The organism is Micromonospora sp. NPDC048999 (assembly GCF_040649295.1).
Taxonomy (GTDB): Bacteria; Actinomycetota; Actinomycetes; order Mycobacteriales; family Micromonosporaceae; genus Micromonospora.
The window spans coordinates 503501-527295 of sequence record NZ_JBEZFI010000001.1; the positions used below are offsets into that span (position 1 = coordinate 503501).

Sequence of the window (23795 nt, forward strand, 5' to 3'; positions counted from 1 at the left end):
CCCGGCAGGACAACGGGCTCGCACTTTGCCGCGCTCTCATGCGAACCTTATCCATGCGGAGATCAACAACGGTCCGCCCTGGGGGAGAAATCAGGCATGCTTGCACATCCGCGCCTTCTGCGGCGCTTGATCTCGCTGGTTGCCGCCGCAGCGATGGTGGCCGGCGCGGCCGCGTTGGGCTCCGGCACGGCGGCCGCCGACGTTGACACCCGGCCGATCGTCGACTCCGCCGCCTACCGCCATCCCTATCTTGAGCCCAACCTGAACTACAACGTCGGCGTGCCGGGCGTGTTCACACTGCGCGCCCGCGTCGCCGACGCCGCCTCGTTCGCCTGGCGGACCGACGACGGGCAGTCCGGGACCGTCTCCGCCGACGCCGGCCGCGATGCGATCGTGACGATCGCCCCACGGCGAGCCGGCAGGCAGTTCCTCACCGTGCACACAGTCGGCCGGGACGGGACCGAGTACGCCGAGTACGCCTACGAGTTCCTGGTAGATGACGGCCCGGTGGTCGTGCGCGACCCCGGGGGCATCGTGTACCTGGGCGCCACCCCCACGTTCCACCTGACCCCGCGGATGCCGAACGTCGAGGAGTACCTGGTCTGGCCGTACACCGGCGGTGGGCAGCGGCCGGAGCAGACGGTGACCGTGCCGGCGCGGGCGGACGGGACCGCGGACGTCCAGTGGTACATGCACGACACCAGCATGATCGCGTTGCTCGTACAGAGTCGCGACGTCGACGGCAAGCTCTCCGAGATCCGCATGGCGGGAGCCAGCCCAGACCCGGCGGCGCCCCAGTTGACCCGGGCGGGCGGTGAGGATGTGTGGACGCTGGCGACCTTCACCGCTCGCACGGAAATGCCGGGCGTCGTGGCGTACGACGTGACGTTCAACGACGAACCGGCGACGAAGCAGAGCATCACACCGGCCGCCGACGGCAGCGCCACCTTCTCGGTCACGCCGACCCGCGCCGGGGCCAACTGGGTCTACGTGACGGCCCGCAACGCCAAGGGCCTGACGACCGCCAAGGGTCAAGTGGTCTGGCACGCCCTCGATTTCCCGTATATCTCCTCCACGGACTTCCCGCTGGGCGTGCTCGGCAAATACGGTCGCAAGGCTCCAGGGGACTTCTCCTTCACCGCGCGGCTGCCCGGGACGACGGCCTTCGAGTGGGGTACCGGCCCGGAGTGGGCGACGCTGCCCGCCGGACCGGACGGCAAGGCGACGCTGACCTGGACCCCGGACCGCACCGGCAGCCACACCATGTACGTGCGTAGCGTCACCGCCGACGGGAAGCGGTCCAGCATCGCGGCGGCGAACTTCGCCGTAGCCGTCGTGAACGCCCACGTGGACTCGGTGTCGCCGACCACAGTGACCACCGGCGAGAAGCGGACGCTGACCATCGAGGGCATGTTCCTGCACCCGCGCGACGTCATCGAGGTGACCCCGTCGGGTCGGCTGCCCGTTCCGGCGACGATCAGGTCCGTCGACCCGGCCGGCTCCCGGACCGTCGTGGAGGTCGACTTCGCCGCAGTGCCGCCGGGCCGCGCCTCAGTGACCGTCAAACCGTACGGCGGCACGCTGTACGCAATCCTCAACGACGCCATCACGGTCGCACCGCTGCCTGCGCTGGAGCTCACGAAGGCACCGGCGATCAGCGGCTCGGTGAAGGTCGGCGACACCATTCAGGCCACGGCCGGCACCTGGTCGCCGGCAGCGACATCGGTCACGTACCGATGGAACGCGAACGGCGTCGCCATCAGCGGCGCGACCGGCTCGTCGTACAAGATCCCGGCGTCGCTGGCCGGCAAGCGGCTCTCCGTCACGGTGACCGCTTCCCGCGCCGGCAACACTGCGACGTCCGCGACCTCCGCCTCGACCAGCGCCGTCGCCAAGGGCTCGGCCCCCAAGGCCACCAAGAAGCCCAAGATCACGGGTACGGCGAAGGTTGGCCGCACCCTGCAGGCGTCGCCCGGCACCTGGTCACCCACGGCCACGTCCTACCGGTACGAGTGGCGACTGAACGGCAAGATCATCAAGGGTGCGGCCGGCAGGTCACTCAAGCTCAAGGCCTCGATGCGCAACAAGCGGATCACCGTCACGGTGATCGCCAAGCGGACCGGCCACCTGGACGGGCGCGCGACCAGCGCATCCGTGACAGTCCGTCGATGACCTGCCGCGGTGGGTGCCGTCGTCCAACTCTGATCCGAAGGATCGGGGGAGGTCACGTGTCGAGTGCCGTCACGGCCGCCCGGACCATCTTTGTCACCAGTTTCTCGTCGATCGGCTCCCGGATGGCGGTGACGTAGAGGGTCACCAGGTTGTGGCCGACCCGGACGATCAGGAAGCTGGAGTGGCCGGTGATTCGGATCGGCCCACTGCCCGCAGCGAAGTGGTAGTCCACGCGCCAGGACTGTTGACCGAGGGCTGGCGGGGTGGCGGCGTGGACGTTGAAGCGTATTGGTGGGTTGTTCCCGCTGCGGGCGGTGAAGGCTGGGCAGGTTCGCCGCGCTGTCTCGGCTTCGGCCAATACCGATGGGGGCACCGGCATCGTGTGCGACCGGACTTCGACCACCACCTCGGTCGAGGCGGTTCCGACCGGCCCGGGTGTCGTCGTGTATCGGGCCCGCTCTCGTACCCGCTGTCCAGCGTTGAGTTGGTCGAGGTAGGCGTCCTCGGCCAACGGCCGGCAGGCTGGCGGGTCGATCCGGTGATCACCGTCGGTGATAGGTCGGGCGGTCCAGCCTCTGGGCAGCACTGTCTTGACCGCGGCGGCGGCGCGCCTGGGCCTTGCTGAGCGGACGGCCGGGATCGGGCCGCAGCGGCCCGGACTAAGCGGGTTCGGGGGTGGCGGATGCCTCCGGGATCACCGGGGTTGCCGCCGTGGGCCCGCTGGTCCCCGCAGGCTGGGCCGCCGGGAGCGGCGCGTACGCGCCGGGGATGCCCGGCCCGGGAACCCGACAGTAAGCTTTCCGGCACCTGAGGATCAGGAAGGTTGGTGGGCCGCCTGGGACTCGAACCCAGAACCTAAGGATTAAAAGTCCTCAGCTCTGCCATTGAGCTAACGGCCCGTCGACCGATCAGGTTACCCGACGCCTGCCGGCTCGGCGTGCGGCGCTCGCTCCGCCCAGGGGGCAGGTCCACACTGGCACGCCCCCGGGCAGGCGACACGCCGCCGGCGTCTCGGGTCCGTGATCCCGCTGCCGGCGGCATTCACCTGGTACGACGGTGGGAGCACCGACGGCGAGGAGGTAGCTGATGACCAGCAGGCGGGAGACCGTGGAGGTCGATCCGGCCGTGTTCCGTGCCGTCTACGACTCGCCGGCCTCGCTGCCCGGCCGGCACCGGTGGACCACGCCTGAGCACGACGTACGCCGGTTGGAGAAGCTCCTCGGCATACCAGCACGCAGCATCGGCGCGCCGCTGTGGGTCAGCGGCGACGAGCCGGACTGCCGGAAGTGCGGCCGTCGGGCGACCTGGTACGACATCGTCGCCTCCGCGCTGCACGGGGTGCACGGGGTGCACGACCCGGCGATGATCGCCCGGGTGATCCTCGGCGAGCGCAAGTACGTCAACACCGAGGTCCCGGACGCGATCCCCGGCGTGCACTGCACCGACTGCCGCACTCCGATCGAGGGGCTGCGCAGCTTCAAGTGCCACAACTGGGCGTACGCCTTCGAGGCGCTGGAGGAGGTCGTCGAGCGGATCTCGGTCAGGTAGTGAGTACGAGGGTCAGCGCGGTGGCGACGACGAGGAACGGGCCGAAGGGCAGGTGGCTGGACCAGCGAGCCCGGCCGATCGCCAGCAGCACCAGGGCGACCAGGGCGGAGAGGGTGACGGCCAGCATCAGCCCGACCACCAGCACCGGCCAGCCGTACCAGCCGAGCAACGCGCCGACGCTCAGCGCCAACTTGGCGTCGCCGAGCCCGAACCCGCGGCGGCCGAGCAGCAGGGTGGTCCCCGCGAAGCCCGCGCCGAGGGCGAGCCCGGCCGCGGTGGCGCGCAGCCAGGGCGCCGGTCCGGCGCCGGCCAGCGCGACCGCCCCGAGCAGCACCCACACGCCGGCCGCCGCCGGATAGGTGAGCCGGTCCGGGAGCCGGTGCACCGCGGCGTCGATCAGGGCCAGCGGCACCGCGAATGCGAGCCACCCGGCCACCGCCAGCCGCTCGCCGACCGGGCCGCCGGTCAGCGCGAGCACCGCCACCGCCGCGACCAGCGCCAACTCGACCACGCCGGGTGCCGCGCCGACCCGGGCCCGGCACACCGGGCACCGGGCCGTCGGCCCGAGCGCCGGCAGCGGCCGGTCCAGGCCGATCGGAGCGCCGCAGCCGTCGCACCCGGCCCGGTCAACCGAGTCGGGGGGTACGGCGTACCGGGCGACGGCCAGCCGCATCGGCGGTACGACCGCCAGGGCGGCCAGCAGGCGTACCACCGGACGCCGGACGGCGGCGTCCTTCGGGGCGGCCCGGAGCCGTTCGGCGGTCACGCCGGCACCCCGGCACGATGGCGGACGGTCCCAACATGGAACACGGAGAGTGAGATTGACCGCCTCGGCGGGTAGCGGATGGCGCTGAAAACGGCGTTCCGGTCGACCCGGCCAGCGGGTTGACGTCCGCCGCGTGACCGGCCCCGACGGACGTCGACGCCGACGGAACAGATCGGACCAGAGGGATCGATGCCGTCAATTCCCCCGCCGCGCGGTGGCCGAGCGGGCCCCCGGACCCCTTGACAGGGCGAGGGTACTCCCGCCATCGGCCCGGCCGACCCTCGGCCGTACGTCGCCGTTCGGACACCCACCGGCCACCACCACCTGTAATCACTCAAAGTGATCAGTTGAATTGCCTCTGTTGCATCGGCTCGCGTCAGCCTATGCTCGCCCCTTGGGTGGGACGCAACCCCCGATCAATTGGCGTCGGAGGCCGACCGGAGACATCACGTTTCGAATTAGCAGAAGATCTGCAGACGTAAATACGGCGGTAGCCACTGGGGACCCGGGCGAAGACATCCGGGGGCGCTGCCGCATGCCCGGAGCACGCGCGGTACAGCCGCTCCGGGTCGCCACCGAGGAGGGCGCGGTGTTGCGAACACGGCATTCCCGCCGACTGATCTGCTTGCTCAGCCTGGCCCTGCTGGCAGCCAACACCGGCTGCGGCGCCGAGCCGGAGGCCGACGCCCGTCCACTCATCAGGGCGGGTGGCACACCGGCCGCACATTTCACCGCCAGCGAACAGGCGGCCGGGAAAGCGGCACTCGCCGCCTATTCCGGATATCTGGCGGCGTCCCGGGTGGCGAGCGCGCGGAGCGATCCCGGCCATCCCGAGCTGACCCGATTCCTGGCCGATCCGCTGCTGACCCGGGTACGGGTGACAATTCGTACGGCGAAGGAGCACGGCGCGATGCGTACCGGACGACTCGTTTCCGATCCCACGGTCGTGTCGGTCGACCTGGTCGCCGACCCGCCGACCGTGGAGATCCAGGACTGCCTGGACGCCACCGACTACCGCCTCGTCTACGCCAAGGACCACCGGGTGGTGCCCGGCACGGGCGGCGGGCGATACCTGGCGACGGCCACCGCCGCCCGCTACCCGGACGGCCGGTGGCTGATCAACGGCGGCGCGGCACACCAGGACCAGCCGTGCTGACCTGGGGAGGAGCGGGTGTCCCGACCTGGGCCGGGACACTCCGTCGGCTGCTGCTCGCGGCCGGCCTGGCGCTGCTGCTCACGCTGACCGGCGTACCCGCTCAGGCCGGTCGCGGCGGCGGGAACTGCCCGCCGGGGCAGAACGACTGCCACGTCTGGGACGACGACCCGGGCACACCGGGCGGGCCGGGCGGCGGCAACCCCGGTGGCGGCGATCCCGGCGCTGCGCCGAAGTGCCAGTGGAACGGCCGGGCGATCGCCTGCTACGACGAACACCTGGGCTGGTTCAACAACGGCGACGGCTGCTACTACAAGCTGTCCGAGCCGCAGCCCGAGGCACCACCCGGCATGAAGTGGTACACGCGGACCTGCAACGGCGGTGACCTGGGCACCCTGACGGAGGTCCTGCTGGACAGCCCGCCACCCGGGTTCGGCACGCCGCCCGACCCGGAGGAGTTGGCCCGCCGGGCCCTCGCCTCGATCTCGCTGCTGCCGCCCCGGATCGCGGTCGCGCCCCGGCGGAGCAAGGGGCCGGGCCTGGTCGGCCTGCCGGTCTGGATGTGGGCCAGCAGCGGGACCTCGTACTTCGGCCCGCTGCGGGCCTCCGCCTCGGACCGGGGGCTGACGGTCCGGATCACCGCCCGGGTGACCCGGATCGTGTGGACCATGGGCGACGGCACCCGGATCACCTGCACCGGGCCCGGCACCGCGTACGTGGCGAACGGCCCACGCGCCGGGAAAACCTCCCCCGACTGCGGCTACAACGGCGGCTATGCCAAGGCCGGCACCTACCAGGTCAGCGCCACCACGTACTGGACCGTGCACTGGACCACCGGTGGGGGTGCGAGCGGCGACATCGCGCAGAGCCGGGTGAGCGGCACGGTTCCGGTGCAGATCAACGAACTTCAGGTGGTGACCCGGTGAGCGCGAGGAGTGAGCCGGGTTTGCGAGCCCCGCAGTCGCGAACGGAGATGGCACAGTGAGTGTGGCGACCCGGAACGGGATCTCGGCGGACGCCCCGGTGGCGCCGCCCCGGGTGGTCCGGCAGCGGCGGATACGCCCCGGCCTGCTCGGCCTGGCGGTGCTGCTGATCGCCCTCGGCGGGCTGGGCGCGGCCTTCGCGGTCAACTCGGTCCGATCGACCGGCAGCTACCTGGCGGTGGCCCGGCCCGTCGAGGTGGGCCAGCAGCTCACCGCCGACGACCTGATCACGGTACGGGTCTCCGGCGGGCAGGAACTGCGGCCGATACCGACCCGCCGGCTGGACGAGGTGCTGGAACTGCGGGCGGCGGTCCGGCTGACCCCGGGCACCCTGCTGACCGACGCCCAGCTCACCGACGCCCCGCTGCTCGGGCCCGGGCAGCAGCAGATCGCGCTCGGGCTCAGGCCGAGCCGGGTGCCGGCCCGTACGCTCCACCCCGGCGACAAGGTCCTGCTGATCAGCACCCCGGACCGCAGCGCGAACGCCGACGACGGGGCACGCGGCAGCGCCACCCGGTTCGAGGCCACGGTGATCGACACCGCCACCCCGGACAACAGCGACGTGGTGGTCTACCTGGTCCTGGCCGTACGCGACGTGCCGGCGGTGGTGGTGCTGGCCGCGGACGACCGGATCGCGCTCGTGCTCACCGAGGCGGCCTGATGGCGATCATCGCGCTGCTCTCGGCGAAGGGCTCGCCCGGCGTCACCACGTCCGCGCTGGCCGCCGCGCTGACCTGGCACCGGCGGCTGGTGCTGGCCGAATGCGACCCGGCGGGCGGCTCGATCCTCGCCGGCTATCTGGGCGGAGCGCTCGACGGCCCCCGGGGCATCGGCGAGTTGGCCGTCGGGGAGCTACGCGACGGCAACCTGGACACCGCCTTCTGGTCGCAACTGGTCGACCTGGACGCGCCGAAGCGGGAGCGACTGCTGCTGCCGGGCGTGGTCGACCCGGCCCAGGCCGGCAGCGTGACCCCGCTCTGGCAGCGGTTCGCCGACTTCTTCGGCGGACTGGAGAAGGGCATCCCCCCGTACGACGTGCTGATTGACTGTGGCCGGCTGCAGGTGCCCAGTCCACCGTGGGCGATGCTGCGCGCCGCCGCAGTGGTGCTGCTGGTCACCCGCGCGCACCTGCCCGACCTGTCGGCCACCCGAGCCGCCGTCCGGGCCGTCGAACGGGACCTCACGGAGCACCGGGTGCCCCCGGGCACGCTGCGGCTGCTGGTGGTCGGCGACGGGCACCCCTCCAGCGAGATCAGCAAGGCGCTACGGCTGCCGGTGATCGCCCGGCTGCCGCACGACCCGCGTACCGCGGCGGTGCTCAGCCTCGGCGGCACCGTACGCGCCGGTCGGCCGCTGATGCGCGCGGCCGGCGCCCTGGAGGTGCCGGTCCGGGCACTGCTGGATCGGCGGCGGGCCCGGCTGGCCTGGCCGGGAGCGGCGCAGCCGCAGGCGGTGACCACGGCAGCCGCGCCGGGGGTGCCCGGTGCGGTTTGAGCCGGTCTCCCACGACCCGCGCGGGCAACAACCCGGTGCCACCTCCACCGCGCCGCCGCTGGCCCCGCCGAACGGCCGCCATCACCCGCCGGCTGCGGCCGTGGCGCCACCGGCGCCCCCACCGCCGCCGCGTCCCCGGGTGGACTTCGCCGTGGTCCGCGAGCTGCGCCGGGAGCTGAGCGAACGGCTCACCCTCTGGCAGCGCGGCCGGGAGTTCGACGCGGACGCCGAGGAGGTGGAGCGGGCGCGGCTGGCCGTCGCGGTGGTCTCCGCGTACGCGGACTCGGTGCGCCGGTCCGGCACGCCGATGGCCGCCGACGAGGAACGGCTGCTGCTCGACCAGGTGACCGCCGAGCTGGTGGGGCTGGGCCGGCTGCAGACGCTGCTGGTCGACGAGACCATCGAGGAGGTGCACATCCTCGGCTGCGACCAGGTACGCATCACCCGACACGGCGGCGGTGTCGACTGGTCCGAGCCGATCGCCGACAGCGACGACGAGCTGGTGGAGATCCTCCAGGCGGCGGCCCGCCGCGCGGGGGCCACCGAACGATCCCTCTCCACCTCGAAGCCCACGCTCGACCTGCAACTGCCCGACGGCAGCCGGCTGGCCGCGGTGTTCCTGGTCAGCCACCGCCCGTACGCGGTGATCCGCAAGCACAACACCCTGGCGGTGAGCCTGGAGGACATCGCCGGTGGCCGCCCCGACCTGGACGAGATGATCGACCCGCTGCTGCGCGACTTCCTGCGCGCGTCGATGCGGGCCGGGCTGAACATCATGGTCGCCGGGCTGGCCGGGGCGGGCAAGACCACGGTCATCCGGGCGCTGATGGACGAGATCCCGGCGGACGAGCCGTACGTGCTGTTGGAGGAGAGCCGCGAGCTGCTGCCGGCCCGCCGGGGGCACCGGCACCGGGCGGTGATGAGCTTCGAGGCCCGGGAGGGGCACGGCGAACGCGGGCTGGACGGCCGCCCGGCCGGCGAGGTGAACATCGCCGACCTGATCCCGGTCTCGCTGCGGATGGGCGTGCTGCGGATCATCGTCGGCGAGGTCCGGTCCCGGGAGATCGTGCCGATGCTCCAGGCGATGACCACCAGCCGCGGGTCGATGTGCACCATCCACGCGCGTACCCCGGCGGGGGTGAGCGAACGAATCATCGAGCTGGCGCTCTCGCACGGCCGGGAGATGACGGTCGACCAGGCCCGCCGGATGGCAGGCAACGCGCTCGACCTGATCGTCTACGTCAACGTCGAGGACGAGACCGCGATCGGTGGCCGCAAGCACCGCTTCGTCTCCCACGTCGAGGAGGTGATCGGGGTCGGTGAGGGCAACCGGATCACCACCACCACGGTCTTCGGGCCGGGGCCGGACGGCCGGGCCGTTCCCCGACACCTGCCCGAGCGGATCCGCGCTCAGCTGCTGCGGGTCGGCTACGACGCCCGGCTGCTGACCCGGTTCATCGAGGCCGGCACCGGCGCCTGGCGCCGGCCCCTGCGCACCCGGCTCGGACGGCGGTAGCCACCATGTCGATGATCGAGCTGGTCGCCCTCTTCTCCGGCGCGGCGTTCGTGGCCGGGCTCGTGCTGACCGTGGTCGCGCTGGTCGGTACCCGCCGGCCCGCCGGGCCGGCGCCGGGCGCGCGCCCCGGTGCGGGTCGACTCTTGACCGGATCCGGGACCGGCCAGCACGAGCAGCGAAATCGCCGGGCGCTGCTCGTCGCGGCGGTGGTGGCCGGGGCGCTGGCGTTCCTGCTGACCGGGCTGCCGGTGGTCGGGCTGCTGGTGGCGCTGGCCGTGCCCGGGGTGCCGTGGCTGTTCGCGGTCGGCCGGGCCGAGCAGCGGGCCATCGCCCGGATCGAGGCGGTCGGCGAGTGGACCCGCCGGCTGAAGGACATCTGCGGCACCGGACAGGGCCTCCAGCAGGCGATCATCGGCACCATCGCCACCGCCCCGGAGGAGATCCAGGAGGAGGTACGCACCCTGGCCGCCCGGCTCCAGGCCGGCTGGCTGGCGAAGTCCGCCCTGCTCGCCTTCGCCGAAGAGATCGGCGACCCGGTCTGCGACCAGGTGGTGGCCGCGCTGATCCTGCACCTGACCGATCGGGGCGAGCGGCTCGGCGACGTGCTCGGCTCGATCGCCTCGGCCGCGTCCGCCGAGGTGGCCACCCGGCGGGAGATCGAGGCGAAGCGTACGCAGCCCCGGTTCGCGGTCCGCTTCCTCACCGGGATGACCCTGGCCACCCTCGCGTACGGGCTGATCAACACCGAGTACATCCAGCCGTACCGGACACCGTTCGGGCAGCTGGTGATGGCGGTGCTCGGTGCCGCGTTCGTCGGGCTGCTGATCTGGGTGCGCTCGATGAGCCAGCCGCCCCGGCCGGCGCGCTTCCTGCCCGCCCCCGACCCGGAGGAGGTGATCGCATGAGCCTGATCCTCAACTGGGAGCTCGTCGTCGCCGTGCTGGGCGGGGCCTTCGTCGGCCTCGGCCTCTTCCTGGTGGTACGCGAGGCGCTGCCGGCCACCCCGGCGCTCGGCCCGGCGCTGCGCCGGCTGCACCAGCCGCCAGGCCAGGCGGTGGCGGGTCGGCGCGGGCCGGACTGGTTGGCCGGCTTCTCCCGCTGGCTGCGCCCGCCGCACCGGCAGCTCGCCCTGCTCGACCGCACCCCCGAGCAGTACGCCATGTCGGTGCTGCTCTCCGCGCTGGTCGGGTTCGCCACGCCGGCCCTGGTGTCGGCCCTGCTCTTCCTGGCCGGGTTCTCGCTGCCGGTGGTCGTACCGGTGCTGGGGAGCCTGGGGTTGGCGCTGGTCGCCGGCCTGATGGCGCACCGCGACGTGCTGACGAAGGCGAACGCCGCGCGGGAGGAGTTCCGCCAGGCGGTCTGCACCTACCTCGACCTGGTCGCGTTGCAGCTCTCCGCAGCGCACGGCCCGGTGCAGTCGCTGGAACGCGCGGCGGCGGTCTGCGACGGCTGGGTCTTCGACCGGATCCGGGAGGCGCTGCGAATCGCCCAGCTCCAGATGCACTCGCCCTGGGACGAGCTCCAGGAGCTGGCCGACCGGATCGGTATCCCGGAGCTGGGCGACGTGGGGGCGATCATGCGCGCCTCGGGCAGCGAGGGCGCCCAGGTGCACGAGACGTTGCGCAGCCGCGCCGACTCGCTGCGCGATCAGATCCGTACCGACAACCTGGCTCGGGCCGAGGGGGTGACCAGCCGGCTGGACATCCCGGGCTCGTTGCTGGTCTTCGTCCTGCTCGGCTTCGCCATCTATCCGTTCCTAGCCCGTCTGTGACGCCCATTTCAGAGAAGGAGAACCTCGATGCGCCTCTCCACCTACCTGTACGTCGCAGTGCGCAGCCGCTTGGCCCAGCTACGGCGGGACCCCGAGCGGGGCGACAGCCCCGTGCCGACCGCCGTGATCATCTTCGGCCTGGTCATGGTCGCCATGTTGGTCACCCTGGCCGCTTCGGGGAAAGCCAAGGAGTGGATGGACGCCGTCCCGGACCACAAGGACCCGACGAAGTGACGCCCCGCCCCGCCCGTACGGACCGGAGCCGGCCGGCGTTCGCCGGCCGGTCCACCGGCCTGCGCGGCCCGGGGCGGATCAGCGCAGTCGTCCGTGCTCGGCTCGCCGCCAGCGGGGCGGACCGGGGAGCCAACCCGGTCGAGCTGGCGGTGGTGATGCCGGCGATCCTGGTGCTGCTCTTCGGCTCGATCCAGGTCGGTGTCTGGTTCGTCGCCCGGTCCACCGCCCTCAACGCGGCGCAGTCCGGGGTCAACGCCCAACGCGCGCTCCAGGCCCCGCCCGGCGCGGGCCGAGACCGGGCCACCAGCTTCCTGCGCGCCAGCGGTGACTGGCTGGTCGGCTGGCGGAACCCCGGCCCCACCTGCACAAGAACCGCCACCGAGGTCACCTGCACGGTCAGCGGGCGCTCCCTGTCGGTGATCCCGGGGGTCAACTTCTCGGTCCGGCAGACCGCGCACGGGCCCGTAGAGCGCTGGACGACGGGGTGAGGGTGGTGCGCGAACGCGGTTCCGTCTCGATCGAGGTGGCGGTGCTCGCCCCGGCCTTCATCATGCTGATGGTGCTGGCCGGGGTGGCCGGGCGGACGGCCGTGGCCGCCGAGGCGGTGGAGTCGGCCGCACACGACGCCGCCCGGGCCGCCTCGATCGCGCGGGACGCGCGTACCGGCCGGACCGCGGCCACCAATGCCGCCCGCCGGCAGCTCGACTGGTCGGGGCTGAACTGCGCCGCCCAGCCGGCACTGACCTTCACCGGCTCGGTCCAGGGCACGGCGACGACCTTCGCCGCCGCGTACCGCAGCCCGCCCGGGGTGCCGGCGACCGTCACCGTCACGCTGACCTGCAAGGTCTCCTTCGCCGACCTACGGGCGCCGGGGCTGCCCGGAGTGCCGGCCAGCAAGACCGTCTCGGCGAGCTTCACCTCCCCGCTGGACACCTACCGGAGCCGTGGATGACCGGGAGGCGAGCGTCGGAGAGCGGCCGGGTGAGCCTCTTCCTCGCCGTGGCGATGACCGGCGTACTCGTGATCATCAGCCTGGCCTACGACGGCGCCGGGCAGTTGCGGTCGCTGCAGCGCGCCGACAACCTCGCCGCCGAGGCGGCCCGCAGCGGTGGTCAGATGATCGATCGGGCCCAGGCCATCGAGGGCGGCCCGAAGAAGATCGACGAGGCGAGCGCCCGGAGCGCCGTCGCGAGCTACCTGCGCGCCGCCGGTGGGGTCGCCGGCCACGACGTCAGCTTCCCGGTCGTCAACGGCGAGCGGCAGATCCAGGTACGCGTCCGCATCACCTACCGCCGGAACCTGCTCGGCCTCTTCGGCCTCAAGAATTCCGTCACCGTCACCGGTGAGGCCACCGCACGGGCGCTCACCGGGGCACCGTAGGAAGGGAAGGCAGCCATGGCCGCACCCCGACGTTCCGCCGTACGGCGAACCGGCCAGCTCCTCACCGGGCTCGGCGCCCTCGTGGTGCTCTGCGCGGTGCTGGCCGGCGGGCCGATCGCACTCCTCGCCTTCGCCGGCAACCCCCTCCCCGACCATCTGCCCACCCTCGCCGAGGCGGGTACCGCGTTGACCAGCCGCGACGACGGGCAACTCTTCCTGCGGGCACTGGCCGTGGTGGGCTGGTTCGGCTGGGCGACGTTCGCGTTCTCCGTACTGGTGGAATTGCTGGCGGCGGCGCTGCGCCGGCCGGCCCCCCGGCTGCCTGGGCTGCACCGGCAGCAGCGGGCCGCGGCCGCGCTGGTCGGCTCGGTGGCGCTGATCCTGGCGGCGAGCCCGGCCGCCGCGAGCGCCGCCGCCCTGGCCACCCCGCACCCGGCCACCGCCCCACATTCGATCGCCGCCGCGCACTCGGTCGCCACCGCGCACTCGGTCGCCACCGCGCACTCGGTCGCCACCGCGCACTCGGTCGCCGCCGCGCCCGCTGTAGCCGTCCCGCAGCCAGCCGCCGGTTCGGCAGCCCGGGTGGCCGCGCCGCCGGTCCAGGCCGGGGCGGGGTCGGCCGAGCCGGCCGTGTACCGGGTCGCGAAGGGTGACTACCTCGGCGACGTGGCCGAGCGCTATCTGGACGACTTCGAGCGCTACCGGGAGGTGGCCCGGCTGAACCAGCTCGCCAACCCGGACCGGATCCGCCCCGGCCAACTGCTCAAACTTCCCGAGGGCGCGGTGGACGACGGGGTCCGCCGGCACGCCACGGGACGGCTGGTCAGTCCGGCGCCCCGTCCGGCGCCCGCCCCGCGTACGCCGGCTGCCACTCCGTCCGGCGCCACACCGGGAGCGACGGCTCCGGGCGGCGGCGGGGCGGGGGAGATCGGGCCCGCACCCACCGCGAAGCCGTCGCCGGAGGCTACAAAACAGACCGAGGCATCGGGGTCCACGGCGACGGAACCGGCTGGGCCGCCGGCGATGGCTGGCGCGTCCGGGGCCACCGCCGAGGGCGGGTTCAACCGGCCGCTGGCGATCTCGGCGGTGTTGGCGGTGGCGAGCATCGTCGGCGCGCAGATCGGCGCGGTACTCGGCCTGCGCCGACGGCCGGCTCCCCAGACCGCCGGGCGGACGCTGACAGCCGGCCGCCACCGGAGGGACTGACCAGCAGGTCGGCTACCGTCGTCGCCATGCCGACGCACGTGGTCCGCGCCACCAGCCTGGACGTACCGCACGAGCCGCTCCCCGCCGACCAGGTACGGGAGGGCACCCCGACCACGGGTGCCGTCCCGGTGCCCGCCGTGGCCGGGCTGGACGTCGGGGTGTGGGAGCACAGCCCCGGGGTGAGCACCGACGTGGAGGCCGACGAGGTCTTCGTGGTGCTCTCCGGCCGCGCGAGCGTCGCCGTCGAGGGCGGCCCGACGCTGGAGCTGACCCCGGGCGACCTGTGCGTGCTGGAGGCCGGCACCCGGACCACCTGGACGGTGCACGAGACGCTACGCAAGGTGTACGTCAGCCCGGCAGGCTGACGGGGCGCCACGGCCGACGGCCCGATGCGGCCCGGGTCAGGGTAGGCGGGCTTCGAGGCGGCCGTTGACGACCCGGGTTGGCAGGAGCACCTGGTCGTTGGCGGCCGGCCCGTGCACCACCTCGCCACCGTTGAGCCGGAACGTGCTGCCGTGCCACGGGCACACCACGCAGTCGTGGCCGTCGATCTCCTGCACCTGGCCCTGGCCGAGCGGGCCGCTCTGGTGTGGGCAGCGCTCCAGCATCACGGTGACGTCGTCGCCGTGCCGGTAGAGGATCACCGCGACGTCATCGATCTCCCGGGTGAGGAGCTGGCGCTGCGGCAGGCTGGCCATGTCGCCCAGCGGGTGCCATCCCTCGCTCATCCGGTGCAGCTCCGAGATGCTCTGGCTGACCTGCGCCCCCTGCGAGTACGCGAGGTGCCCGCCCAGGTAGGCCCCGCCGCTCACCGCCGACAGCCCCAGGTACGCCAGCGCCTTGCCCAGCCCGTGCCGGCCGTTGCGCCGGGCGACCAGCGAGCCCGCGTAGCAGGCCAGACCGATGGTGTTCGCGCCGGCGTGCACCAGGCCGATCCGGCGCTGTTCCCGGGAAAGGGCCGCCCAGTCGTTCAGCCCGGCCGCGACGGCCGGCAGGGCACTCACCGTGCCGATCCCGATCAGCGTGGCCGCCGCCCGGCGCTGCCCGGGCATCAGGTCGAGCACCGCAGCACTCATCCAGGCCCCGACGGGCAGCTGCACCATCGCCGGGTGCAGCGGATGCCCCAGCCAGACACCATGCAGGAAGTCCCGGATTCGCTGGCCCCGCAGGGTGCCCTGGACGGCCCGCTGAAGGCGGTCACCGATCCCGTCGAGTCGGGAGGCCTGTTCGAGTTTCACCAATAGTCCGCGCACCTGGTGCGACTTCCCGGCATCCGAGGTCCCAAACCGGGCAGCCCCCGCGAATCACCCCATCGGGTACTTCCCGGAAGGTGTCGGGTTAACCAGCGGCCATTGCTGGTCGCGGCAGCAACTGTGAGTCATCGCCACCCTCAAGCGCGTGACCAGCGGAAATCCGTGCATCAGCGGCCACCGCGGAACCTCCTCCGGGCCGTGGAGCCGCACATCCGCGTCCACGTCGTTCCGGTCGCCGACAACCTCCCCGGCCTGGTCGCAGTCCGCGACTCCAAGGACCCGACCGGCCCAGCCCTCGCCTTCACCCCCACCGCCTGGCGCACCTTCCTCACCCAACCCCCCACCCGCGCCTGACCCATCCTCCCGGCCCGAACTCTTCAGATCTTGGAAAGTTACCGTTCGAGGCGGACGGAAACTCTCCAAGATCTGGAGGCGGGCCTCCCCCGCGCGGAGTGATTCGTTCACGCCATCAGCTCGACAGCGCGCGCTGACCGGTAGCCGCGCCCGCCGTATCGCGACGGCCCGCACCGCACGGACCCCGCCACCCGCGGCACCGGCACCGGCACCGGCACCGGCACCGGCAGCCTGGCGTGCCGGCCACCGTCGAGGGCATGCTGACCCGATGGGAGTACGCGTCGAGCACGCCGGGCCGGTGACCACCGTGATCCTGGATCGGCCGGAGGCCCGCAACGCCGTCGACGGTCCTACCGCCCGAGCGCTCGCGGACGCCTTCCGCGCCTTCGAGGCCGACCCGGACGCGGCGGTCGCCGTGCTCTGGGGAGCCGGCGGCACGTTCTGCTCGGGCGCCGACCTCAAGGCCATCGGTACGCCGCGCGGCAACCGGGTCGAGCCGGAGGGCGACGGCCCGATGGGCCCGACCCGGATGCGCCTGTCCAAGCCGGTCATCGCCGCGATCTCCGGGTACGCCGTGGCCGGCGGCCTGGAGTTGGCGCTCTGGTGCGACCTGCGAATCGCCGAGTCGGACGCGACGCTCGGGGTGTTCTGCCGACGCTGGGGCGTACCGCTGATCGATGGTGGCACGGTCCGACTGCCCCGACTGATCGGCGAGAGCCGGGCCATGGACCTGATTCTCACCGGCCGCCCGGTCCCCGCCGAGGAGGCGTACGCGATGGGCCTGGTCAACCGGCTGGTCGCGCCGGGTGAGGCCCGGGCGGCGGCGGAGCGGCTGGCCGCCGATGTCGCCCGGCACCCGCAGACCTGCCTGCGCAACGACCGGGCGGCGCTGCTCACCAACGCCGGCCTGCCCGAGCCGGAGGCGATGGCCACCGAACTCGCCTTCGGCATCGAGTCGCTGATCACCGACGGGGTGAAGGGCGCCAACCGCTTCACCGCCGGCGCCGGCCGCCACGGCGAGCCCGCGGAATAGACCTCACTTCAACGTACGCAGCGCGTCCTCGATGGCGCGGTGGAAGGTCGGGTACGCGTAGATCATGTGCCGGAGCTGGCTGACCGGGATCGCCGCATGCACCGCCACCACCAGCCCGGACAGCACCTCGCCGCCGGCCGGGCCGGCCGAGGTGGCGCCGATCAGCACGCCCTGGTCGGCGTCGGCGACCAGCTTGATGAAGCCCGCGTTGCCGGCCTTGTGGATCCAGCCCCGGGCGGAGGAGGTCAGGTCCGCGTACCCGATCTGGACGTTGACGCCACGCTCGCGGGCCTGCTGCTCAGTGAGTCCGACCGCGCCCACCTCAGGGTCGGTGAAGGTGACCCGGGGCAGCGCCCGATAGTCGGCGTACGGGACGCTGCCGGGTGTGGCGGTCGACCCGCCGGCGCTCATCGCCCCGCCGACCGCGCTGGCCACCCCGGCCGCGCCGCCGACCACGCTGGCGGTGCCGCTGGCGTCCGGGCCGCCCCTGGTCCGTCGCATGTGGTCGAGCACGTCGGCGACGACGATCGCCGCCTGGTACATGGCGATGTGGGTGAACGCGCCCTCGCCGGTGAGGTCGCCGACCGCCCAGACCGCTTCGGTGACGTGCATCCGCTCGTTCACCGGCAGGTAGCGCTGGGCGGCGTCGACGCCGACGGTGTCCAGCCCCAACTCGTCGAGGTGCGCCATGCGGCCGGTAACCACCAGCAGCTTCTCACCGGTGAACTCGATGCCGTCCGCGTGCACGGTGAAGGTGACGCCGTCGTGGTCGACCCGCCCGGCCCGAACGCCGGTGTGGATCTCGACTCCGTCGGCGCGCAGCGCCGTCGCGGCCACCTCGGACGCCTCCGGCTCCTCGATGGCGAGTACCCGTTCGGCCGCCTCGATCACGGTCACCTGGACGCCGAACCGGGCGAAGACCTGGGCCAACTCCAGCCCGATCGCGCCGCCACCCAGCACCAGCAGCGACCCCGGCAGTTCCTCGACCTCAATCGCCTGGTGGTTGGTCCAGTACGGGGTGCCGGCGAGGCCGTCGATCGGCGGGATCGAGGGGCGGGTCCCGGTGCCGAGCACGATCCCGTACCGGGCCTGGAAAACCTGATCGCCGACGCGTACCCGGCCGGGGCCGTCGAGCCGGCCGCTGCCCCGGACGAACCGGCCGCCCTTGCCGGTGAACCGCTCGACCGCCACCCGATCGTCCCAGGTGTCGGTGGCCTCCTCGCGGATGCGCTTGGCGACCGGCGCCCAGTCGGGCTGGACCTGCGCGGAACCCGCCAGCTCGTTGACCCGATGCGCCTCGGCCAGCGCGTTCGCCGCCCGGATCATCATCTTGCTCGGCACGCAGCCCCAATAGGGGCATTCGCCGCCGACCAGGTCCCGCTCGATCCCGACAACGGTGAGGCCGGCCTCGGCGAGCCGCCCGGCCACCTCCTCGCCGCCGACCCCGAGCCCGACCACGACCACGTCCACCAGCTCCGGCTCCCCCATCCCGCCAGCATTTCGTACCGGTGGGCCAGCAGCCAGCACCTACCGCCGATGGAGTGTTAAAGGGGGCCCCTATACAACGCCAGGCGTTAGCAGCGGGCCCTTCCTTTCAGCCGGGCCGGGGAGGGCGACCGGCGTGCCGGGCGGGGTGAGCAGGGCCCGCCCGAGCACCGACAACCGCCGACCCCCCGGTACGCGGGCCCGCCGCACGAAGACGTCGTAGTCCTGGGCGGCCACCTCGTCGAGGATCCCGCCGTAGAGCGCGTACGCGGTGCGCATGCAGGACTGCGAGGTGTCGGCCAGCAGGGGGATGCCCGGCGCGGCGGCCGCGTAGTGGGTCTGGGCGCGGGCCACCTCGTACCGGATCAGCTCGCGGATCGCCGGCGTGCTGTGACCGGCCGCCCGGGCCGCGAGCAGGTCGTCCCGGGTGACATCGAACCTGGCCAGGTCCTCGTCGGGCAGGTAGGTCCGCCCCCGGTCCAGGTCCTCGGCGACGTCCCGGATGAAGTTGGTGAGCTGGAACGCGAAACCGAGCTGCCGGGCCGGTTCTCGGGCGGCGGCCGGGTCGGAGCTGCCCAGGATCGGCAGCATCATGGTGCCGATGACGGCGGCCGAACCCTCCATGTAGTCGAGCAGGTCGGCATAGCTCGGGTAGGACGCGACCGTCAGGTCCATCGCCATGCTGCGCAGGAACGACGCGAAGTCGGCGCGGTCCAGGTCGAAGACGGCGATGGTGTGCAGCACCGCCGGGAGCAGCGGGTCGTCGACCGGCCCGCCGTGCAGCCCGGCGACGAAGCGGTCGGACCAGTCCTTCAGCCGGGCGGCGCGCTCGGCCGACGGCATCTCCTCGGTCCGGTCGACGATCTCGTCGGCGTACCGGGTGAATCCATACAAAGCATGGACGTGCCGCCGTTTCCATGCGGGCAGCAGCCGGGTGGCGAGATAGTAGCTCCGACCGTGGCGTCTGTGCAGCTCGCGGCAGCGGTCATAGGCAGCGGTGAGATCGGCGTACGCCACCGGCCCTCCCTCAGATCGACGCAGCTATCGACGCAACTCGTAACCCTAGGGTACGCTCGCCCCCATGGCCAACGACGCCGTTACGAGCGGATGAGGGGGGTGGCCACGTGCGGATCGTGACCGGGCGCACGGACCGGGTGGTCGTGGTCGGCGCCGGCCTGGGCGGGCTGGCCTGCGCGCTGCACCTGGCCGGCAGCGGCCGGCAGGTGACCGTACTGGAACGGGAGCCGGTGCCGGGCGGGCGGGCCGGGCGGCTCAGCGTCGACGGGTACGAGTTCGACACCGGCCCGACCGTGCTCACCATGCCCGATCTGCTCGCCGAGGCGTTCGGCGCGGTCGGCGAGGAGTTGACCGACTGGCTCGACCTGACCCCGCTGGACCCGGCGTACCGGGCGTACTACCCGGACGGCTCGACGCTCGACGTCATCACGGACACCACCCGGATGGCCGCCGAGATCGCCCGGGTCTGCGGCCCCCGCGAGGCCGACGGCTACCTGCGGTTCGTCGACTACGCCCGGAACCTGTGGCGGTGGGAGCGGGCCGACTTCATCGAACGGAACCTGGACGCCCCGACCGACCTGCTCACCGCCAACCTGGTGAGGTTGCTGGCCAACGGCGCGTTCCGGCGACTCCAAACAAAGATCAACCAGTTCTTCCGGGATCCGCGTACCCAGCGGATCTTCTCCTTCCAGGCCATGTACGCCGGCCTCGCCCCGCACGACGCGCTGGCCATCTACGCGGTCATCGCGTACCTCGACTCGGTGGCCGGGGTCTGCTTTCCACGCGGCGGCGTCCACGCGGTCTCCCGCGGCCTGGCCGGCGCGGCCGAGAAACACGGCGTGCAGATCCGGTACGGCACCACGGTCACCCGGGTGGAGACCGCCAACGGCCGGGCCACCGGCGTGCTGACCGCCGACGGCGAGTTCGTCCCCGCGGACGTCGTGGTGCTCAACCCGGACCTGCCGGTGGCCTACCGGGACCTGCTGCCCGCCGACCGACAGCGCCGGCTGCGCTACTCGCCCTCCTGCGTGGTGCTGCACGTCGGGTCGACGCAGAGCTATACGAAGATCGCCCACCACAACATCCACTTCGGGCGGTCCTGGCGGGGCACGTTCGACGAGGTGATCCGGCGAGGCGAGCTGATGTCCGACCCGTCGCTGCTGGTGACGAACCCGAGCCGGACCGACCCGTCGGTCGCCCCGGCCGGGCGACACACCTACTACGTGCTCGCCCCGGTGCCGAACCTCGACCGGGCGCCGCTGCACTGGTCGGGCGGCCTGGCCCGCCGCTACACCGACCAGCTGATCGGGACCCTGGAGGAGCGGGGCTACGTCGGCTTCGGCGCCGGGGTCGAGGTGTTGCGCACGATCACCCCGGCCGAGTGGGCGGAGCAGGGCATGGCCGCCGGCACCCCGTTCGCCGCCGCGCACAGCTTCCTTCAGACCGGGCCGTTCCGGCCGTCGAATCTGCACCGGACGCTCGGCAACGTGGTCTTCGTCGGTTCCGGCACGCAGCCCGGGGTGGGCGTGCCGATGGTGCTGATCAGCGGCAAGCTCGCCGCCTCGCGGATCACCGGAGCCACCCGGTGAACGCTTGGAACAACACGATTCCGAAGAAAGGGCCGGTGCCGTGACTTCCCGCGAAGGACACCTGGTCGAACTGGTCGACGACGACGGGCGCGCGCTCGGCGAGGACACCGTCGCCGCCGCCCACCAGCCGCCGGGACGGCTGCACCGCGCGTTCTCGGTGCTGCTGGTTGACCCGGAGGGGCGGATCCTGCTCCAGCAACGGGCCGCCGTCAAGACCCGCTTCCCGCTTCGCTGGGCCAACTCCTGCTGCGGCCACCCGCTGCCGGGTCAGCGGCCCGCCGAGGCCGCCAACCAGCGGTTGGCCGAGGAGCTCGGCGTCGGCCCCGTCGACCTCACCGAGGTCGGGGTGTACGCCTACCACGCCGACGATCCGGCCACCGGCCGCGTCGAGTTCGAGTACGACCACGTGCTGCGCGCCGACGTGCCGGCCGACCTGCCGACCCGACCCGACCCGGCCGAGGTGGCCACCCTGCGCTGGGTCGACCCGCACGAGCTGGTGGCGGACCTGGCGGCCAACCCGAGCGCGTACGCGCCGTGGCTGGGCGGGGTGGTAGACCGGCTGCTGCGGCCGGCAGGTCCCGCCGCCGATGGTCCCGCCGCCGTTCCGGCCGGCGCGTCCCCGTCCGGAGCGCCGGCCGACCAGGCACCGGAGCGGTCGGGTGGCCGATGAGGGGCTGAGCGCGGGTGCCGTCGCGCGCCGGCTGGGTGTGGCGGTCACCACACTGCGCACCTGGCACCAGCGCTACGGCCTCGGTCCCAGCGAGCACGTACCGGGGCACCACCGGCGCTACACCCCGGCCGACCTCGCGCGGCTGGAAATCATGCGGCGGCTCACCGCAGAGGGGGTGAACCCGGCCGAGGCGGCCCGCTGGGCCCGGCAGGCGCCGGTGCTGGCCCCGGCAGCACGTCTCGGGCGGCCGGCCCGGCCGAGCGTCACCCGGGCCGGCGACGGCACGACCATCCCGGTCGGCCGAGCCGGCGGTGGCGGCGCGACCATCCCGGTCGGCCGGGCCGGACCGGCCGCCCGCGGGCTGGCCCGCGCCGCGATGCGACTGGACTCGACGGCCATCGGCGAGACGATCGCGCACGCCCTCGCCGCGGACGGTGTGGTGGCGACCTGGGATGGGCTGCTCCGGCCGGTGCTCGCCGGCATCGGCGAACGGCACGCCGCCACCGCCAAGCTGATCGACGTGGAACACGTGATGTCCCGGTGCGTGTCCGAGGCGTTCGCCGCGGCGACCCGGACGCACCCGGCCGCCGGGCCGGCCCGGATCCTGCTCTCCTGCGCCGACGAGGAGCAGCACACGCTGCCGCTGGAGGCACTGGCCGCCGCCCTCGCCGAGGCGGGGGTGAGCTATCGCATGCTGGGCGCCCGAGTGCCCGTGCCGGCGCTGATCGAGGCGGTCACCCGGACCGGGCCGGCGGCCGTCGTGCTCTGGTCGCACGCCCCGGCAACCGCCGGTCCGCACCAACTGTCCGCGCTGCTCGCCGCGCCCCGCCGGCCGCTGCTGGTGCTCGCCGCCGGGCCGGGTTGGCGGGCCGAGACGCTGCCGGCCGGCGTGGTCCGGCCGGTGGACCTGGCCGAGGCGGTCTCGCTGGTGATGGCCGTACGCGATTCGCAGGACCGGTCGACGACGGCCTGACCGCCTCTCCCGCTTCCGCACGGCGTCGGATACGGTCAAAGTCCGCATACCCCGACCCCTCTCGGGAGCGACGATGCGCTCACCCGCCGCGCTGGCGCTCACCCTCAGCCTGGTGATATTCCTCACTGGCTGCGGTGACCCCGGCAAGACCCCGCACCAGGCGGGTGGCCCACCGGTCACCGCCTCACCCACCCCGACGCCGAAACCGACGCCCACCGCGCGGCCAGCCCGCACCACCCCACCGAAGCTGCGCCCGCTACCGAAGAACCTGCCCGCCGGGCTGCACCGCAGCAGCGGCGACCAGGCGGTGGCGCTGACCTTCGACGACGGACCGGATCCGCGGTGGACGCCCAAGATCCTCGACCAGCTCCGGGCAGCCCACGTCACCGCGACGTTCTGCCTGATCGGCACGCAGGCCCGGCGCTATCCGGAGTTGGTGAAGCGGATCGTCCGAGAGGGCCACCAGCTCTGCAACCACAGCTGGCGACACGATCTGGACCTCGGCCGGCGCTCGGACGCGGAGATCAAGGCCGACCTGGCGCGAACAAACCGGGTCATTCGCGCCGCCGTGCCGGACGCCGAGATCACCTGGTTCCGCCAGCCCGGTGGACGGTGGACGGCCGAGGAGGTGGCGGTGGCCCGCAAGCTCGGCATGCGCGCGCTGCACTGGAGCGTCGACCCGCAGGACTGGAACCACCCCACCAGCAAGACGATCATCAAGCGGGTGAAGGCGGCGGCCCGGCCCGGCTCGATCGTGCTGATGCACGACGGTGGCGGCGACCGGAGCCACACCATGGCCGCCTGCCGGAAGGTGATTCCCGACCTGAAGCGGCGGTACGGGATCTCCCAGCTCCAGTGACCCCGCTCTGACCTGCGATTTCGCCCCCGGGCTCGGCCGGGGGGACACCGGTTTGGTCGACCGCCGGGGCATGGCATATGCTTCTCATGCCTCCGGCGGGGCCGGATGGGAGCAAGTCCGCCAGAACTTGCGATGTGCAATGATGGCGGGGCCGCCCTCATCGTCTAGCGGCCCAGGACGCCGCCCTTTCAAGGCGGTAGCACGGGTTCGAATCCCGTTGGGGGCACGGTTCGGCTCAGGCCGAATGCAACATCAGCTAGGTCCTGTGGAGCAGTTGGAGTGCTCGCCGCCCTGTCAAGGCGGAGGTCGCGGGTTCAAGTCCCGTCAGGACCGCAAGCG

The 23795-nt window shown here is 73.0% G+C and carries 26 protein-coding genes and 3 tRNA genes; 23 read left to right on the plus strand and 6 right to left on the minus strand.

Annotated features, from left to right (window positions below):
- The first annotated feature begins 126 nt into the window (after positions 1-126).
- Positions 127-2172: a hypothetical protein gene (locus AB0C02_RS02410; protein ID WP_357540272.1), complete on the plus strand. Its 2046-nt coding sequence runs from the start codon at positions 127-129 to the stop codon at positions 2170-2172.
- Between the two features lie 52 nt (positions 2173-2224).
- Here the strand turns inward: AB0C02_RS02410 and AB0C02_RS02415 are convergent, their stop codons facing one another.
- The gene (locus AB0C02_RS02415) at positions 2225-2683 is read right to left on the minus strand and encodes a hypothetical protein (protein WP_357540274.1); all 459 of its coding nucleotides are present in this window, start codon (positions 2681-2683) and stop codon (positions 2225-2227) included.
- Between the two features lie 313 nt (positions 2684-2996).
- Positions 2997-3071, minus strand: a tRNA-Lys gene (locus tag AB0C02_RS02420).
- A 187-nt stretch (positions 3072-3258) separates the two neighbouring features.
- Between AB0C02_RS02420 and AB0C02_RS02425 the strand changes: the two genes are divergently transcribed.
- Positions 3259-3720, plus strand: coding sequence for a hypothetical protein (locus AB0C02_RS02425; RefSeq protein ID WP_357540276.1), 462 nt, complete (start codon positions 3259-3261; stop codon positions 3718-3720).
- On the opposite strand, the gene AB0C02_RS02430 is transcribed toward AB0C02_RS02425, so the two are convergent.
- Positions 3713-4486 carry an A24 family peptidase gene (locus tag AB0C02_RS02430; protein WP_357540278.1) on the minus strand — a complete coding sequence of 258 codons (774 nt, stop codon included), beginning with the start codon at positions 4484-4486 and terminating at the stop codon, positions 3713-3715. The genes AB0C02_RS02425 and AB0C02_RS02430 overlap by 8 nt on opposite strands.
- A gap of 592 nt (positions 4487-5078) precedes the next feature.
- Between AB0C02_RS02430 and AB0C02_RS02435 the strand changes: the two genes are divergently transcribed.
- The 13 genes from AB0C02_RS02435 (at position 5079) to AB0C02_RS02495 (ending at position 14588) form a co-directional block, all read left to right on the plus strand.
- Positions 5079-5642, plus strand: coding sequence for a hypothetical protein (locus AB0C02_RS02435; RefSeq protein ID WP_357540996.1), 564 nt, complete (start codon positions 5079-5081; stop codon positions 5640-5642).
- Positions 5636-6565 carry a hypothetical protein gene (locus tag AB0C02_RS02440; protein WP_357540280.1) on the plus strand — a complete coding sequence of 310 codons (930 nt, stop codon included), beginning with the start codon at positions 5636-5638 and terminating at the stop codon, positions 6563-6565. The genes AB0C02_RS02435 and AB0C02_RS02440 overlap by 7 nt, the downstream gene beginning before the upstream one ends.
- Before the next feature lie 55 nt (positions 6566-6620).
- Positions 6621-7283, plus strand: coding sequence for an SAF domain-containing protein (locus AB0C02_RS02445; RefSeq protein WP_357540282.1), 663 nt, complete (start codon positions 6621-6623; stop codon positions 7281-7283).
- On the plus strand, positions 7283-8116 hold the full coding sequence (locus AB0C02_RS02450; RefSeq protein WP_357540284.1) for a ParA family protein: 834 nt from the start codon (positions 7283-7285) through the stop codon (positions 8114-8116). Before AB0C02_RS02445 ends, AB0C02_RS02450 begins: the two co-directional genes overlap by 1 nt.
- A complete protein-coding gene (locus AB0C02_RS02455; RefSeq protein WP_357540286.1) occupies positions 8106-9632 on the plus strand; it encodes a CpaF/VirB11 family protein in 1527 nt (508 codons plus the stop codon). The genes AB0C02_RS02450 and AB0C02_RS02455 overlap by 11 nt, the downstream gene beginning before the upstream one ends.
- Before the next feature lie 5 nt (positions 9633-9637).
- Entirely contained in the window at positions 9638-10537 is a 900-nt protein-coding gene (locus AB0C02_RS02460) for a type II secretion system F family protein (protein ID WP_357540288.1), read from the plus strand.
- Positions 10534-11403, plus strand: a complete 870-nt coding sequence (locus tag AB0C02_RS02465) for a type II secretion system F family protein (RefSeq protein ID WP_357540290.1) — start codon at positions 10534-10536, stop codon at positions 11401-11403. Before AB0C02_RS02460 ends, AB0C02_RS02465 begins: the two co-directional genes overlap by 4 nt.
- A gap of 27 nt (positions 11404-11430) precedes the next feature.
- A complete protein-coding gene (locus tag AB0C02_RS02470; RefSeq protein WP_357540292.1) occupies positions 11431-11637 on the plus strand; it encodes a hypothetical protein in 207 nt (68 codons plus the stop codon).
- A 77-nt stretch (positions 11638-11714) separates the two neighbouring features.
- On the plus strand, positions 11715-12125 hold the full coding sequence (locus AB0C02_RS02475; protein ID WP_357540998.1) for a TadE family protein: 411 nt from the start codon (positions 11715-11717) through the stop codon (positions 12123-12125).
- Positions 12126-12127: 2 nt separating this feature from the next.
- Positions 12128-12589, plus strand: a complete 462-nt coding sequence (locus tag AB0C02_RS02480) for a TadE/TadG family type IV pilus assembly protein (RefSeq protein ID WP_357541000.1) — start codon at positions 12128-12130, stop codon at positions 12587-12589.
- The gene (locus AB0C02_RS02485; protein ID WP_357540294.1) at positions 12586-13017 is read left to right on the plus strand and encodes a hypothetical protein; all 432 of its coding nucleotides are present in this window, start codon (positions 12586-12588) and stop codon (positions 13015-13017) included. Before AB0C02_RS02480 ends, AB0C02_RS02485 begins: the two co-directional genes overlap by 4 nt.
- A 15-nt stretch (positions 13018-13032) precedes the next feature.
- Positions 13033-14223, plus strand: a complete 1191-nt coding sequence (locus tag AB0C02_RS02490; RefSeq protein WP_357540296.1) for a LysM domain-containing protein — start codon at positions 13033-13035, stop codon at positions 14221-14223.
- A 26-nt stretch (positions 14224-14249) separates the two neighbouring features.
- Positions 14250-14588, plus strand: coding sequence for a cupin domain-containing protein (locus AB0C02_RS02495; RefSeq protein WP_357540298.1), 339 nt, complete (start codon positions 14250-14252; stop codon positions 14586-14588).
- 36 nt (positions 14589-14624) lie between these two features.
- On the opposite strand, the gene AB0C02_RS02500 is transcribed toward AB0C02_RS02495, so the two are convergent.
- Positions 14625-15476, minus strand: coding sequence for a Rieske 2Fe-2S domain-containing protein (locus AB0C02_RS02500; RefSeq protein WP_357540300.1), 852 nt, complete (start codon positions 15474-15476; stop codon positions 14625-14627).
- A 198-nt stretch (positions 15477-15674) separates the two neighbouring features.
- Between AB0C02_RS02500 and AB0C02_RS02505 the strand changes: the two genes are divergently transcribed.
- Entirely contained in the window at positions 15675-15830 is a 156-nt protein-coding gene (locus AB0C02_RS02505) for a DUF397 domain-containing protein (RefSeq protein WP_357540302.1), read from the plus strand.
- Positions 15831-16098: 268 nt separating this feature from the next.
- Positions 16099-16863 (plus strand): crotonase/enoyl-CoA hydratase family protein, encoded by a 765-nt coding sequence (locus AB0C02_RS02510; protein ID WP_357540304.1) that lies wholly within the window; start codon positions 16099-16101, stop codon positions 16861-16863.
- A gap of 3 nt (positions 16864-16866) precedes the next feature.
- Here AB0C02_RS02510 and AB0C02_RS02515 read toward each other — a convergent pair whose 3' ends face one another.
- Together AB0C02_RS02515 and AB0C02_RS02520 are read right to left on the minus strand one after the other, a co-directional pair.
- The gene (locus AB0C02_RS02515) at positions 16867-18351 is read right to left on the minus strand and encodes an FAD-dependent oxidoreductase (protein ID WP_357540306.1); all 1485 of its coding nucleotides are present in this window, start codon (positions 18349-18351) and stop codon (positions 16867-16869) included.
- A 69-nt stretch (positions 18352-18420) separates the two neighbouring features.
- Positions 18421-19365, minus strand: a complete 945-nt coding sequence (locus AB0C02_RS02520) for a phytoene/squalene synthase family protein (protein WP_357540308.1) — start codon at positions 19363-19365, stop codon at positions 18421-18423.
- 107 nt (positions 19366-19472) lie between these two features.
- Between AB0C02_RS02520 and crtI the strand changes: the two genes are divergently transcribed.
- From crtI to AB0C02_RS02550, 6 genes are all read left to right on the plus strand, one after another.
- The gene (crtI, locus tag AB0C02_RS02525; RefSeq protein ID WP_357540310.1) at positions 19473-20954 is read left to right on the plus strand and encodes a phytoene desaturase family protein; all 1482 of its coding nucleotides are present in this window, start codon (positions 19473-19475) and stop codon (positions 20952-20954) included.
- Between the two features lie 40 nt (positions 20955-20994).
- Entirely contained in the window at positions 20995-21624 is a 630-nt protein-coding gene (gene idi, locus AB0C02_RS02530) for an isopentenyl-diphosphate Delta-isomerase (RefSeq protein ID WP_357540312.1), read from the plus strand.
- Positions 21614-22597, plus strand: coding sequence for a MerR family transcriptional regulator (locus AB0C02_RS02535; protein ID WP_357540314.1), 984 nt, complete (start codon positions 21614-21616; stop codon positions 22595-22597). Before idi ends, AB0C02_RS02535 begins: the two co-directional genes overlap by 11 nt.
- A gap of 73 nt (positions 22598-22670) precedes the next feature.
- Positions 22671-23456, plus strand: coding sequence for a polysaccharide deacetylase family protein (locus AB0C02_RS02540; protein WP_357540316.1), 786 nt, complete (start codon positions 22671-22673; stop codon positions 23454-23456).
- Between the two features lie 153 nt (positions 23457-23609).
- A tRNA-Glu gene (locus tag AB0C02_RS02545) sits at positions 23610-23682 on the plus strand.
- Between the two features lie 33 nt (positions 23683-23715).
- Positions 23716-23789 (plus strand) — tRNA-Asp (locus tag AB0C02_RS02550).
- The last annotated feature ends 6 nt before the right edge of the window (positions 23790-23795 follow it).

What these genes read in the sequence shown, in the direction of transcription:
- AB0C02_RS02425 (WP_357540276.1), top strand. Translation starts at nt 3,259, where the DNA reads ATGACCAGCAGGCGGGAGACCGTGGAGGTCGATCCGGCCGTGTTCCGT.
- AB0C02_RS02450 (WP_357540284.1), top strand. Translation starts at nt 7,283, where the DNA reads ATGGCGATCATCGCGCTGCTCTCGGCGAAGGGCTCGCCCGGCGTCACC.
- AB0C02_RS02460 (WP_357540288.1), top strand. Translation starts at nt 9,638, where the DNA reads ATGTCGATGATCGAGCTGGTCGCCCTCTTCTCCGGCGCGGCGTTCGTG.
- AB0C02_RS02465 (WP_357540290.1), top strand. Translation starts at nt 10,534, where the DNA reads ATGAGCCTGATCCTCAACTGGGAGCTCGTCGTCGCCGTGCTGGGCGGG.
- AB0C02_RS02470 (WP_357540292.1), top strand. Translation starts at nt 11,431, where the DNA reads ATGCGCCTCTCCACCTACCTGTACGTCGCAGTGCGCAGCCGCTTGGCC.
- AB0C02_RS02485 (WP_357540294.1), top strand. Translation starts at nt 12,586, where the DNA reads ATGACCGGGAGGCGAGCGTCGGAGAGCGGCCGGGTGAGCCTCTTCCTC.
- AB0C02_RS02490 (WP_357540296.1), top strand. Translation starts at nt 13,033, where the DNA reads ATGGCCGCACCCCGACGTTCCGCCGTACGGCGAACCGGCCAGCTCCTC.
- AB0C02_RS02495 (WP_357540298.1), top strand. Translation starts at nt 14,250, where the DNA reads ATGCCGACGCACGTGGTCCGCGCCACCAGCCTGGACGTACCGCACGAG.
- AB0C02_RS02510 (WP_357540304.1), top strand. Translation starts at nt 16,099, where the DNA reads ATGGGAGTACGCGTCGAGCACGCCGGGCCGGTGACCACCGTGATCCTG.
- AB0C02_RS02515 (WP_357540306.1), bottom strand. Translation starts at nt 18,351, where the DNA reads ATGGGGGAGCCGGAGCTGGTGGACGTGGTCGTGGTCGGGCTCGGGGTC.
- AB0C02_RS02540 (WP_357540316.1), top strand. Translation starts at nt 22,671, where the DNA reads ATGCGCTCACCCGCCGCGCTGGCGCTCACCCTCAGCCTGGTGATATTC.